The sequence below is a fragment of the Rhodoferax sp. GW821-FHT02C08 genome (genome assembly GCF_059421805.1).
Map to the genome: position 1 here is coordinate 62,846 of NZ_JBWKVR010000001.1, position 12,543 is coordinate 75,388.

Here is a 12,543-nt window from a genome sequence, read left to right on the forward strand (position 1 = left end):
TTATGCCCCCGCAGCCGCCGGGCCGGCCGCATGGCGCGCCAGGAACAGGCTCAACCAGGTGATGGTGCCCAGCGTGATCGACAGGCTGGCGGCCAACGCGAAGTTGGCGTAGTTGGTGAACTCGTTATAGAGCGTGATGGGCAGCACTTCAAACTTACTGGCCAAGGTGAAGGCCGTGCCAAAGGCGCCCATGGACGTAGCAAAAACGATAGCGCCACACGCAAGCGTGGTCTGCGCCAGCTCGGGAATCCACACATCTCTGGCAACGCGCCAGCGGGACGCACCCAGCGAACGCGCGGCTTCTTCCAGCTGCGCATCCATGGCGCTGGCGGCGGCGGTGTAGGTGGCGATGGCGCGCGGCAGCGAGAAATACAGATAGCCCAGGAACAGGCCGGTCAGCCCGTAGGCAAACGTCGTGCGGCCCAGGCCCAGCCACTCGGTCAGATCGGCCACCAGGCCCTGCCGGCCACCGAGCAGGATGATGAAGAAGCCGATGATCACGCCGGGAAACGACAGCGGCAATGTCAGCAGCGACAGCAGCAGCGGCTTGGCCTTGAAGCGCTGCCGCGCCAGCGTGATGCCGACCAGGCCGCCGAGCAGCAGCGTGGCCAAGGTCACGGCCAGCGACAGGCCCAGCGTGTTCAGCAGGCTGCGCAGATAGCGGCTGTCGGTCAGCACCGCGAAATAGGTGGTCCAGCCTTTGTCTGCCGGCAGTGCGAACAGGCGCACCACCGGCAGCAGCCAGAAGGCGGCAAAGAAGGCCACGGCCGGCGCCGCGCAGGCGCCCAGCAGGCGGGAAGGGGAAATCATGCGGAGCGCCTCTATGCCAGCTTATTGAACGTCTTTGAGGTAGCGGTCTGAGAAGGCCTTTTGCACCGCCGCCATCTTGGCGTAGTCCACGGTTTTGGCGCGAGCGTACTCGCTGGCGGGTAGGAAGCGGGCTTGGATTTCTTTCGGCATGGCCGTGGCGCGCACCGGGCGCAAATAGGCGTTGGCCCAGATGGCCTGGCCTTCGTCGGACAGCACGAAGTCCAGCACCTTGTGGGCGTTTTCTGCGTGCGGCGCATTCGCCACCTGGCTCATCACATAAGGTACGGCCAGCGTGCCTTCGGTGGGGATGACGAACTGCACATTCGCCTTGTCCTTGTACTTGGCGCGGTAGGCGTTGAAGTCGTAGTCCAGCAGGATGGCGATTTCACCCGACAGCACGCGGGCGTAGGCGGTCTGCTTGGGCACGATGGGTTCGTTCTTTTGCAGCGCCTTGAAGTAGTCGATGCCGGGGCCGAAGTTGTCCAGCGTGCCACCGCGTGCCTGGTTCACCGCCACGGCGCCCACGTAGCCAACGAAGGCCGAGGCCGGGTCCAGGTAGCCGATCAGGCCTTTGTACTCGGGCTTGAGCAGGTCGGCCCAGGACTGCGGCACCGGCTTGCCCTTGAGCGCGTCCACATTCACCATGAAGCCCATGGTGCCGGAATGGATGGTGAACCAGTGGCCTTGCGGGTCTTTCAGACCGTCGGGGATATCGGCCCAGCCGGCGGGCTTGTAGGCGGCGACCACACCTTCTTTTTGCGCCTGGATGGCGAAGGTCACGCCCAGGTAGGTGACGTCGGCCACCGGGCTGGCTTTTTCGGCCACCATCTGCGCCAGCGACTGGCCGGAGTTCTTGTTGTCGGGCGGCACGGTGATGCCGGTCTTGGCCCGGATGGCCTTCATCTGGCTGGCCCAGTCGGCCCATTCGGGCGGGCAGTTGTAGCAAATGGCATTCTGGGCGAAGGCGCTGGCACCGGCCAGGCCGAGTGCCAGTAGCGCTGCGCGCGCCAGGGTTTGGAAGGGTTTACGCATAAAAACTCCGTTGAAATAAAAGGGTGGGGGGACGTAGCTTCTTGTTATGACTGCAGCACCGGGGCGCAGGACTCCCCGGTGCGAAAACCATGGGCCAGCAGCACGCTGGCATCGGGCGATACCGCTGCGCCGGCGGCCATGGCGGCCACCAGCAGCTGCACGCCGTGGCGGCCGATATCGGCATTCGGTTGGGTGATGGTGCTGAGCATGGGCGTCAGGTCTTCGCCCAGCGCAATGCCGTCGAAGCCGGTGACGCTGATGTCCTGTGGCACGCGCAGGCCGGCCAGGTGCGCGGCGCGGATGCTGCGGATAGCCAGCAGGTCGTTTGAGCACACCAGTGCGCTGGGGCGGGGGCTGCGCTGCAGCAGTGCGCAGATGTCTTGCACCGCGGTTTCGACAAACGGCACTTCCAGCCACTGCGTGCCGTCCAGACCCAGCGCTTGCATGCCGGCGCTAAAGCCGCGTTGGCGTTGCTGGGCCCGGTCGGACGCCGCCAGCTGGCCGCTGATCAGCGTGATGCGGCGGTGGCCGAGGGCGGCCAGCCGCGCCACCAGTTCGCGCACAGCCCGTTCGCTATCCACCGACACGCAAGGGTGGTCGGGGTGCTGGTTATAGGCGAGCACATAGGGCAGATGGGCCGCACGCAGCCGGGCCAGCGCGCTGGATGTGGCCGGGTTGGATACCACCAGCAACATGCCGTCCACATTGCCGGCCAGCAGCTGCTGTACGGCTAGTTCTTCGCTTTCCAGCCGGTAGTCGGTGGTGATGGGCAGGATGGCGTAGCCGGCGCTACTGGCGGCTTGGGCGATGCCGTCCAGGCACTCGGCGAACACCGGGTTCAGCAGCGTGGGCAGGACCACGCCAATCACCCGGCTGCGCTGGGTGCGCAGGCTGCGGGCGCTGGCATTGGGCAGATAGGCCAGGGTTTGCGCCATTTGCAGCACATGGGCGCGCGTCACGGCATTCACCGTGTCGGGGCGGTTGAAAACCCGCGATACGGTGGCCATGGATACGCCGGCTTGATGTGCTACTTCTCGGATGCTCACGTTGTTGTCCTGACTGAAAACGTTTTCATTGGACAAGCTGGGCGTGACACCGTGATGACAGGTGTGCCGGAGTAAACGCGGGGTAAAAAAAAGCCCGCATCCGCGGGCTTCAGGAACAGGGCAAAGGGCCTATCGAGAACCTATTTGCCGCGCTTGACCCGCAGCAGCTCGTCCAGGATCAGGCAGATCGCGCCCAGGGTGATGGCGGCGTCGGCCAGGTTGAAGGCCGCGAAATGCATGCCGCGCCAGTGGAAGTCCAGGAAGTCCACCACATAGCCGTGCATCATCCTGTCGATCACATTGCCGATGGCGCCGCCGAGCACGCAGGCCATGGCAAACGAGAACAGCTTCTGCCCCGCATGCTTGCGCAGCATCCAGATGATGAACAGTGCAGCCGCTACGCCGATGCCGGTGAAGAACCAGCGCTGCCAGCCGCCCGCGTCGTGCAGAAACGAGAACGCCGCGCCGGTGTTGTGGGCCCGCACGATGTTGAAGAAGCTGGTCACGGGCGTGCTGTCGCCCAGTTGGTAGTAGCCTGTGATGAGCACCTTGGTGAACTGGTCCAGGATCAGGACGATCAGTGCCAGGCCCAGCCAGGGCAGTACGCTGGCGCTGGATTTGCCGAAAGTGGTTCTGCCTTTACCCGCCATTACGCCACCTTGCGAACTTCGCCCGCGCCATACAGGTTGCTGCTGCAGCGGCCGCAGATCGTCGGGTGGGCGGCATCGCTGCCCACATCCGGCGTGTAATGCCAGCAGCGCTCGCATTTGGCATCAGAACTGGCTTTGACGCTGATGCTATGTGCGTCACCAGCTACCAAGTTGATAGCAGAGGTGATGAACACGAACTTCAGGTCGGCGCCCAGGCTGGACAGCAAGGCGTAGTCGTCGGCCGGCACGGTCAGCGCCACATTGGCTTGCAGCGAGGCGCCGACTTCGCCATTGGCGCGCAGCACTTCGATGTCCTTGTTGACCGCGTCGCGGATCTCGCGGATGCGGCTCCACTTGGCTTGCAGCGCGGCGTTCGGTGCGGCCAGCTCGGCATAGGTTTCCAGGAAGATCGACTCGCTGCTGCCGAAGATCTTCCAAGCTTCCTCCGACGTGAAACTGAGGAACGGCGCCATCCAGCGCAGCATGGCGTGGGTGATCTGCGCCAGCGCGGTCTGGGCGCTGCGGCGGGCCAGCGATTTGGGCGCGGTGGTGTAGAGCCGGTCTTTCAGCACGTCCAGGTAGAACGAGCCCAGGTCTTCCGAGCAATACACCTGCAGCTTGGCGACCACGGGGTGGAATTCATACACCTCGTAGTGCGCCAGGATGTCAGCCTGCAGTTGGGCAGCACGGCTGAGTGCATAGCGGTCGATTTCCAGCAGCTCATCAAACGGCACGGCATCGGTTGCAGGGTTGAAGTCGCTGATGTTGGCCATCAGGAACTTCAGCGTGTTGCGGATGCGGCGGTAGGTATCCACCACGCGGGCCAGGATCTTGGCGTCGATGCCCAGGTCGCCCGAGTAGTCGGTGGAGGCGCACCACAGGCGGATGATCTCGGCGCCCATCTTGTCGCTGACCTCTTGAGGGGCCACCACATTGCCTTCGCTCTTGCTCATCTTGCGGCCGCGGCCGTCGACGGTGAAGCCGTGCGTCAGCAGGCCCTTGTACGGCGCGTGGTCGTACATCGCGCAGGAGGTGAGCAGCGAGCTGTGGAACCAGCCGCGGTGCTGGTCATGGCCTTCGAGGTACAGGTCGGCCGGCCACTGCGACTGCGCGGCGTGGCTGGCACGCAGCACGTGTTCGTGCGTGGTGCCGGAGTCGAACCACACGTCCAGGATGTCGTTCACCTTGGTGTAGTTTTCTGCATCGGCGCCGATGATGGATTTGGCCGTGGCCTTGCTCCAGGCTTCGACGCCGCCGGCCTGCACCATGGCTGCGGCCTGATCCATGATTTCCATGGTGCGCGGGTGCAGTTCGCCGGTGGCGGTGTGGATGAAGAAGGGCAGAGGCACGCCCCAGTTGCGCTGGCGGCTGATGCACCAGTCGGGCCGGCCGGCGATCATGTCGCGCAGCCGGGTCTTGCCGTTCTCGGGGTAAAAGCTGGTTTCCTCAATGGCGGCCAGGGCCAGCTTGCGCAGGGTTTGGGGTGCCTTGTCCTTGGTGAACACGCCCTGGCCTTCATCCATGCGGATGAACCACTGGGCCGCGGCACGGTAGATCACCGGCGTCTTGTGGCGCCAGCAGTGCGGGTAGCTGTGGGTGATGGTCTCGGTGGCGAACAGGCGGTCGTGCTCGCGCAGTTTCTCGATAACCAGCGGCGCGGCCTTCCAGATATTGAGACCACCAAACAGCGACAGATCGTCCACGTAACGGCCATTGCCTTGCACCGGGTTCAGGATGTCGTCGGTCTTGATGCCGTTGGCCACGCAGGAGTTGAAATCCTCTACACCGTAAGCGGGCGATGAGTGGACGATACCGGTGCCGTCGTCGGCAGTGGCGTAGTCGGCCAGAAAGATCGGGCTCAGGCGTTGGTAGCCGGGGTCCACGTCGTAGAACGGGTGCTTGAAGTTGATCAGCGCCAGCTTTTCGCCCAGGGTAGTGGCCAGCACGGTGCCGTTCAGTGCATAGCGGGCCATGGCTTTTTCCACCAGGTCTTCGGCCAGCAGCAGAATGCCTCGCTCGGTTTGCACCAGCGCGTAGGTCAGGGCGGGGTTCAGGTTCAGCGCCTGGTTGGCGGGGATGGTCCAGGCGGTGGTGGTCCAGATCACGGCATAGGCGTGCTGGGCCAGCTTGTCCAGGCCGAAGGCGGCAGCCAGCTTCTCGGGCTCGGCGCATTCAAAGCCCACGTCCAGGGTCTGCGACTTCTTGTCGGCGTATTCGATCTCGAACTCGGCCAGCGAGGAGCCGCAGTCGAAGCACCAGTACACGGGTTTGAGGCCGCGATACACAAAGCCGCGTTCCATGATGCGTTTTAGCGCGCGGATCTCGTTCGCTTCGTTGCCGAAATCCATCGTGCGGTACGGGTTGTCCCATTCGCCGAGCACGCCCAGGCGCTTGAAGTCGGCCATCTGTCCTGCTATTTGCTCGGTGGCGAAGGCGCGGCTTTTCGCCTGCACTTCGTCACGCGGCAGGTTGCGGCCGTGCAGTTTCTCGATGGCGTTCTCGATCGGCAGGCCGTGGCAGTCCCAGCCCGGCACATAGGTCGCGTCCATGCCCTTGAGCTGGCGCGCCTTGACGATCATGTCCTTCAGGATCTTGTTGACGGCGTGGCCGATGTGGATGTTGCCGTTGGCATAGGGCGGGCCGTCATGCAGCACGAACTTGGGCGCACCCAGGCGGGCATCGCGCAAGCGTTTGTACAGGCCTTTGTCTTCCCATTCCTGGACCCAGCCGGGTTCGCGCTTGGGCAGGTCGCCGCGCATGGGAAACGGGGTGTCGGGCAGGTTCAGGGTGCTGCGGTAGTCAGGGGCTGTGGATTCGGTCATGGGATTTTGGAAAAGCACGTTGGGGAGGCAGCCGGCGTACAAAGGAGGCGGGCTGCGGGATCGGCAGGCTGTCTGCTGACAGCAACTCGATCGTCTAAATTCGGTCGCGCGTCGTCTGGCGGCTGGTTTCTGCGTGCAGAGTCTTGAAATAGGCGCGTGCCTCGTCGCAGTCCTTGGCGATGCCGATTTGAAGGGCGTCCAGACTGTCGTATTTCAGCTCGTCATGCAGTTTGTGCAGCAGTTCCACGCGGATGATTTTACCGTAGGCCCCCTCGGGGCCCAGCGCGGCGGGCCAGTCCAGGCAATGGGTTTCCAGCAGCACCCGGCCGCCGTTGATGTCGTTCGGGTCCAGCGAAGGGCGTATGCCCAGGTTGGCTACGCCGACCAAAGGCTTGGCATCCAGGCCATGCACCAGTACTGCGAAGATGCCGCTGGCGGCGGGTTTCCAGTGCGAAAAGCGCAGATTCAGGGTGCGAAAGCCGTCTTCGCGGCCGGCGGCGGACTCACCCAGCTGCCGGCCCAGCTTGCGGCCATGCACCACGTGGCCGCTGATGCTGTAGGGGCGGCCCAGCAGGCGGCTGACGTCGGCCATGCGGCCGGCTTGCAGCGCGGTGCGCACGGCGGAGCTGGACACGCGGGTGCCGTGCACCTCGTAGCTGTTCATCCGCGCCACGTCGAAGCCCAGGGCTTCGCCTGCCGCGTCCAGCATCGCGTAGTCGCCGGCGCGCTTGGCGCCGAAGCAGAAGTCGTCGCCCACCAGCACGTAGCGCACGCCCATGCCGCGCACCAGCACGTCGTCGATGAAGGCCTGGGGCGACTGGGCGGCGAATTTGGCGTCGAAGGGCAGCACCACCGTCTGGTCGACGCCGCAGCGGTGCAGCTCGGTGAGTTTGTCGCGCAGGGTGGCGATGCGGGCCGGCGCCAGATCCGGCTGGCCGGTGGCTTTGGCGAAGTAGTCGCGCGGGTGCGGCTCGAAGGTCATCACGCAGCTGGGAATGCCGCGGTGCCGGGCTTCGTTGATCAGCAGCGCCAGCATGGCCTGGTGACCGCGGTGCACGCCGTCGAAATTACCGATGGTGAGCGCGCAGTGGGGGGCTATGCCCGGATGGTGGAAGCCACGAAAAACCAGCATGGATCGTTATCTTTTTGATAGCGTATTGCGCCCGTGTAATAAGCGCTGTCAGCTCAATGTTCATAGAAACAATGTATATTGTGACGCAGCAGACAGATGCAAGGCGTTCACCAGCAGGTTGGCGCCCTGCCTAGCATTTCCGGTAAGCGGTCTTTTATCGATCCAGGAGGCGTGTTGTGAAGGTCTTGAAGCTCTCAGCCCAAGGGTTGCCCCAGTCATGGATTTCGCTGGAGCAAGCCGTCGTCCATTACGCGGCCGAAGAGGTGCGCTGGGAGATGGGCGCGCAGGTGGCAGTGTTCCATGGCGGGCACAACGCCATCACGGGCGAGCAGTCGATCATCACCGTCAACAGCATCATCGGCACCCGCGGCGTGCCGAATATCAACCCTTTCGACCTGCGCCCCAGCCTGACCAACGCCAAGCTGTTCATCCGCGACCGCAATGTCTGCGCCTACTGTGGCAACCGCTTCCACGAGGAAGTGCTGACCCGCGAACACATCAAGCCCCTAGGCCAGAAGGGCGCCGACACCTGGATGAACGTGGTCACCGCCTGTCGCGCCTGCAACCACCGCAAGAGCAACCGCACGCCCGAGCAAGCCCACATGCCGCTGCTGTACACGCCCTATGTGCCCAGCCTGTGGGAAGACTTCATCCTGCGCAACCGCCGCATCCTGGCCGACCAGATGGAGTTTCTGATGGCGCACGTGCCGAAGTCGTCAAGGCTGCTGATTTAGCCGATCCCCAGCTCAGCGCACAGCTTCTGCACCGTGGCCCGTAACTGGGCCACTTCTTCTTCCAGGGTTTCAATCCGGGCTTCCAGCCGGCTGGTGTTGCCGCTGCCTGCGGGGGCTGCGGTTGCGTTGATGTCCACCGGCCCGCACAGCAGATGCGCCCAGCGCTGCTCGCGCTCACCCGGTGCGCGCGCGAGTTTGACCACCAGCGGGCCGCCTTTTTCTTCGCTGCGCTCCAGCATTTCGTCCAGAAAACCCTCGACCGAGGAAATATCGGCAAATTTGTACCAGCGCTCGGTGTTCAGCCGCAGTTCGCCGGCGGTCTGCGGGCCGCGCAGCATCAGCAGACCCAGGATGACGGCCGATTGCTCGGGCACGCCGATGCCGCGCTGGAAGTTGTGCTCGAAGCGCGTGACCCGGCTGCCGCTGGATTCGCGCACCAGGGCCAGGTCTTTCAACGTGCCCAGGGCCTCGGCGATCTCGGCCTCGCTGAGCGTCATGATCGGGTCACGGCTGGTTTTCTGGTTGCAACCGGCCAGCAGGGTGCTGAGCGACATGGGGTAGCTGTCGGGCACGGTACGGGCTTTTTCCATCAGTGTGGCAAGCACGCGGGCTTCGTTGGGCGAGAGGGTGGTGGTCACAGGGATAATTCCGGTCAGTATGAAGAATATTGTTATTTTGATCTCAGGCGGTGGCTCCAATATGGCGGCCATCGTGCGCACGGCCCAACGCGACGACTGGGCCAAGCGCCTGGGAGCCCAGGTAGTGGCGGTGGTGAGCAACAAAGCCACGGCTGCGGGGCTTGACTTTGCGCGTGCCCAGGGCCTGGCTGCCGAGGTGGTGGAGCACAAGGCCTTTGCCGAGGCACCCGACCCGCGCGCCGCGTTTGACGCCCAGTTGATGCAGGTGATAGACCGCCACCAGCCCGCGCTGGTGGTGCTGGCCGGCTTTATGCGCATCCTGACGCCGGGTTTTGTGGAGCACTACGCTGGCCGGCTGGTGAACATCCATCCGTCTTTGCTGCCGGCCTTCACCGGGTTGAATACCTACCAGCGTGCACTGGATGCGGGTTGCCGATTTGCCGGTGCCACCGTGCACCAGGTAACGGCCGAGCTGGACCACGGGCCCATCCTTGGCCAGGCGGTGGTGCCCATCTTGCCAGGTGACACGGCCCAACTGCTGGCTGCCCGCGTGCTCACGCAGGAGCACCTGCTGTATCCGCGCGTGGTGGCGGATTTGCTGCGAAATATGTAGCTACCAGCGCAGGTATTACCTGCGCTGGAGCCGTATTTATGCCGTAAGGCTGACGGTGCTACCCGTGCTGCTGCTGGCGGAACCCGCAGCGATCTGGGTGTATTGCTTGAGCACTTGCTGGGCCAGTTGGTTCAGGTCAATGCTGTCTGTGCTGCTGGAGGACTTTTGCAAGGTGTCCACGGTGGCGGCCACCTGTTGGACGAAGGTGTCGGCTTCTGTGTTGCTGAGCTTGCCGTCCTTGTCGGTGTCAATTGCCTTGAGCAGGGCCTGCATGGTATCGGCCGTGCCGTTGGCCTGGCCCGCGGCGGCCTCGGCGGCGGACACGATGCCGTCCTTGTTGGTGTCCAGCGGGTCGTAGGTGGTGCTGTCGCTGCTGCTGGAGGTGGGCGGCGGGCCGGGCGGCGGGCCGCCCGCGCCATGGGGGCCGCCTGCGCCCGAAGGACGTCCGGCGTCGAATTCGCTTTGGGTCAGCTTGCCGTCGCCATCTGTATCCAGGCTGGCAAATTTGTCGCTGCTGCTATCGGTGGCGTTTGCGTCTCCGCTGGCCGACATCTTGTCCATAAGTGCGGTGAATTCGCTGGAGCTGAGGCTGCCGTCGCCATTGCTGTCCACCTTGGAGAACAGATCGTCGCCGGCCTGGCCGGTAGCGCCGGTACTGCTGTCGCTACGGCTTTGCGCGAAGTCCATGGTGGACGGGAGCTGCACGATGCTGGTGATTCCGTTGTGCAGTTCGGTGCCGTCCAGGCTGCCGTCGCCATTGGTGTCCAGCTTGGTCATCAGTTCGGCGGCGGTATTGCTGTTGGCCACACCGGTCTTCTTGGTGACCTGCTCCATCAGGGTCTTCAGCTCGTCGGCGTCTATGCCACCGCTTTTGTCTGAATCGACCAGGCTGAAGAGTTTGTCTTTGGGGGCGCCGCGTGTCGCCCCGGTTGAGGCCCACGCGTTGCTGCTGTTACTGACACTGCTGATGCTGGACATCGTTGTTTCCTTTAGGCGGATGAGGGTGGGATGTCACCCCAGCAAGTGGTTTGGGCGACTACTGTATTTTTTACGCCACGTGTAAAGCTTGTTTGTCAACCGTGTATCCAAGTTGGTACAAAAGCTTGTTTAAGAGGCGGAAAAGAAAGGTAAAGACCTGCCTGTTTGTGTCTTTAAGGGGGGGTACTCTCCCTACACTTTTCGGCGAAATGGATGAAATATGAACCCCTCACGCCAAATATTGGTCGTGGACGACGATGCCGGCATTACCAATCTGCTACAGGAATACCTGACGGGTTTTGAGTTTTGCGCGCATACCGCCCACGACGGGCCCAGCATGCGCCAGCAACTGGCTGCACAGCCTATTGATCTGGTGGTGATGGACATGATGCTGCCCGGTGTGGACGGCTTGGCCCTGACGCGCGAGTTGCGCCAGCGCTCACGCATTCCCATCATCATGCTGACGGCATGCACCAACTCCTACGACCGGGTGCTCGGTCTGGAAATGGGGGCCGACGACTACATGAGCAAGCCCTTCGAGCCGCGTGAGCTGGTGGCGCGCATCAAGACCGTGTTGCGCCGGGCCGCCACCGTGCACGACCGCATCCTGCAAGAAGTGGGCGGAGACGTGGTGTACTTCGATGGCTGGGCACTGCAACGCCATGAGCGTCGCTTGACTTCGCCGTCCGGTCTGGTGGTGCCGCTATCGAACGCGGAGTTTCGCCTGCTGCTGGCCTTCCTGGGCATGCCTCGCAGGCTGCTCAGCCGCGAGCAACTGATGGAGCAGGCGCGTGGCCGGGCCATGGATGCGTACGAGCGCAGCATTGATTTGCTGGTGTCGCGGCTGCGGCAGAAGTTGAGCGAGTCTCCCGACGCGCCATCGCTGATCAAAACCGTGCGTGGCGCGGGTTATATGTTTACCGTGCAGTCTGTGCAGGGTCAACCTTCGTGGACGTCCTGAGGCGCCTGATTTCGCGACTGTTGCCGTCCACCCTGTTTGGGCGTTTGGCTGTGTTGGTGTCAGTGGGTGTCTTAACCGGCCATGTGCTGGCTTTGGCCATGATGTTCCATATGCGCCCGCCTGCGCGGGACCCGCGCGCGGCGCCGCCGTTGCCGACCCCCGTGCTACGCCCGGGTGCCAAGCCACTCATAGAGTTTGGTCTGCCCGTATCTGCGCCGCCACAGTCTGGCCCTCCGGACGATATGGCACCGCCTGCTTCTGCGCTGTGGCTGGACATCAGCGTACGCCTGGCTGCTTTGGTGGTGGCGGCATGGATCGGAGCCCGTTGGTTATCGGCCCCGGTGCGGCGACTGGCCAGCGCCGCCAAGGCTCTGGGCCAGGATCTGGACCATCCGCCTTTGCCGGAAGATGGGCCCAGGGAATGCCGTGATGCCAGCCGCTTGTTCAACCAGATGCAATCTCAGATCCGACAGCAGCTGGTGGAGAGCGACCGCTTTGTTGCCGCCGTTTCGCATGATTTGCGTACGCCCTTGACGCGCCTGCGCCTGCGGGCCGAGGGGCTGGGCGACTCGACCCAGAAGAACGCTTTTCGCAACGACATCGTCCAGATGGACGAGATGATTACCGCCACGTTGGACTATCTGTGTGGTGCCGCTCAAGAGGAACCCTGGGTGCACCTGGACGTGGCCGCCTTGGTTGAAAGCCTGGTGGATGATCAGCAGGACTGCGGTTTTCGCGTGGATTTTGGCGGTACGGCTGCGCCGTTGCGGGCGCAAGCATCGGCTTTGCGCCGCTGCCTGAACAATCTGGTGGACAACGCGGTGCGCTACGGCGGTGCGGCGCATATCGAGATGGTGGACAGCCCGGAGCAGCTGTGCATCGAGGTACACGACCCTGGTCCAGGTCTGCCGGAGTCTGAGCTGATCCAGGTGTTGGCTCCGTTTTACCGCTTCCAGCAGACTTCCGGGCGCAATACCGCCGGCGTAGGCCTAGGCTTGTCGATTTCGCTGGACATTGCGCGCCGCCACCAGGGTAGTCTGACGCTGCGCAACGGCGACACCGCTGGGTTGGTCGCCACGCTGCAGCTACCGCGCCTGGCTGTTCAGCCGGTCTTAAGGCCTTGAATA

At 63.6% G+C, this 12,543-nt stretch carries 12 protein-coding genes; 4 read left to right on the forward strand and 8 right to left on the reverse strand.

Going from position 1 to position 12,543, the window contains the following annotated elements:
* From AC07VY_RS00330 to AC07VY_RS00355, 6 genes are all read right to left on the reverse strand, one after another.
* Positions 1 to 810 carry an ABC transporter permease subunit gene (locus AC07VY_RS00330; protein WP_495096037.1) on the reverse strand — a complete coding sequence of 270 codons (810 nt, stop codon included), beginning with the start codon at positions 808 to 810 and terminating at the stop codon, positions 1 to 3.
* Positions 811 to 831: 21 nt separating this feature from the next.
* Positions 832 to 1,842 (reverse strand): ABC transporter substrate-binding protein, encoded by a 1,011-nt coding sequence (locus AC07VY_RS00335; protein ID WP_495096036.1) that lies wholly within the window; start codon positions 1,840 to 1,842, stop codon positions 832 to 834.
* Positions 1,843 to 1,886: 44 nt separating this feature from the next.
* On the reverse strand, positions 1,887 to 2,888 hold the full coding sequence (locus tag AC07VY_RS00340) for a LacI family DNA-binding transcriptional regulator (RefSeq protein ID WP_495096035.1): 1,002 nt from the start codon (positions 2,886 to 2,888) through the stop codon (positions 1,887 to 1,889).
* A 140-nt stretch (positions 2,889 to 3,028) separates the two neighbouring features.
* Positions 3,029 to 3,538 carry a signal peptidase II gene (gene lspA / locus AC07VY_RS00345; RefSeq protein WP_495096034.1) on the reverse strand — a complete coding sequence of 170 codons (510 nt, stop codon included), beginning with the start codon at positions 3,536 to 3,538 and terminating at the stop codon, positions 3,029 to 3,031.
* On the reverse strand, positions 3,538 to 6,360 hold the full coding sequence (gene ileS, locus AC07VY_RS00350) for an isoleucine--tRNA ligase (RefSeq protein ID WP_495096033.1): 2,823 nt from the start codon (positions 6,358 to 6,360) through the stop codon (positions 3,538 to 3,540). Before ileS ends, lspA begins: the two co-directional genes overlap by 1 nt.
* 94 nt (positions 6,361 to 6,454) lie before the next feature.
* Entirely contained in the window at positions 6,455 to 7,492 is a 1,038-nt protein-coding gene (locus AC07VY_RS00355) for a bifunctional riboflavin kinase/FAD synthetase (RefSeq protein WP_495096032.1), read from the reverse strand.
* 176 nt (positions 7,493 to 7,668) lie between these two features.
* Between AC07VY_RS00355 and AC07VY_RS00360 the strand changes: the two genes are divergently transcribed.
* On the forward strand, positions 7,669 to 8,226 hold the full coding sequence (locus tag AC07VY_RS00360) for an HNH endonuclease (RefSeq protein ID WP_092758048.1): 558 nt from the start codon (positions 7,669 to 7,671) through the stop codon (positions 8,224 to 8,226).
* Here the strand turns inward: AC07VY_RS00360 and AC07VY_RS00365 are convergent.
* Positions 8,223 to 8,885: a YceH family protein gene (locus AC07VY_RS00365; protein WP_495096104.1), complete on the reverse strand. Its 663-nt coding sequence runs from the start codon at positions 8,883 to 8,885 to the stop codon at positions 8,223 to 8,225. The two genes, AC07VY_RS00360 and AC07VY_RS00365, sit on opposite strands and share 4 nt — an antisense overlap.
* Between AC07VY_RS00365 and purN the strand changes: the two genes are divergently transcribed.
* Entirely contained in the window at positions 8,884 to 9,477 is a 594-nt protein-coding gene (purN, locus tag AC07VY_RS00370; RefSeq protein WP_495096031.1) for a phosphoribosylglycinamide formyltransferase, read from the forward strand. The two genes, AC07VY_RS00365 and purN, sit on opposite strands and share 2 nt — an antisense overlap.
* A gap of 36 nt (positions 9,478 to 9,513) precedes the next feature.
* On the opposite strand, the gene xopAW is transcribed toward purN, so the two are convergent.
* Positions 9,514 to 10,455, reverse strand: coding sequence for a XopAW family type III secretion system calcium-binding effector (gene xopAW, locus AC07VY_RS00375; RefSeq protein WP_495096030.1), 942 nt, complete (start codon positions 10,453 to 10,455; stop codon positions 9,514 to 9,516).
* Between the two features lie 220 nt (positions 10,456 to 10,675).
* Here xopAW and AC07VY_RS00380 point away from each other — a divergent pair, with 220 nt between their 5' ends.
* Both AC07VY_RS00380 and AC07VY_RS00385 read left to right on the forward strand, forming a co-directional pair.
* Positions 10,676 to 11,416 (forward strand): response regulator, encoded by a 741-nt coding sequence (locus AC07VY_RS00380; RefSeq protein WP_490592569.1) that lies wholly within the window; start codon positions 10,676 to 10,678, stop codon positions 11,414 to 11,416.
* The gene (locus AC07VY_RS00385; RefSeq protein ID WP_495096029.1) at positions 11,404 to 12,540 is read left to right on the forward strand and encodes an ATP-binding protein; all 1,137 of its coding nucleotides are present in this window, start codon (positions 11,404 to 11,406) and stop codon (positions 12,538 to 12,540) included. The genes AC07VY_RS00380 and AC07VY_RS00385 overlap by 13 nt, the downstream gene beginning before the upstream one ends.
* The last annotated feature ends 3 nt before the right edge of the window (positions 12,541 to 12,543 follow it).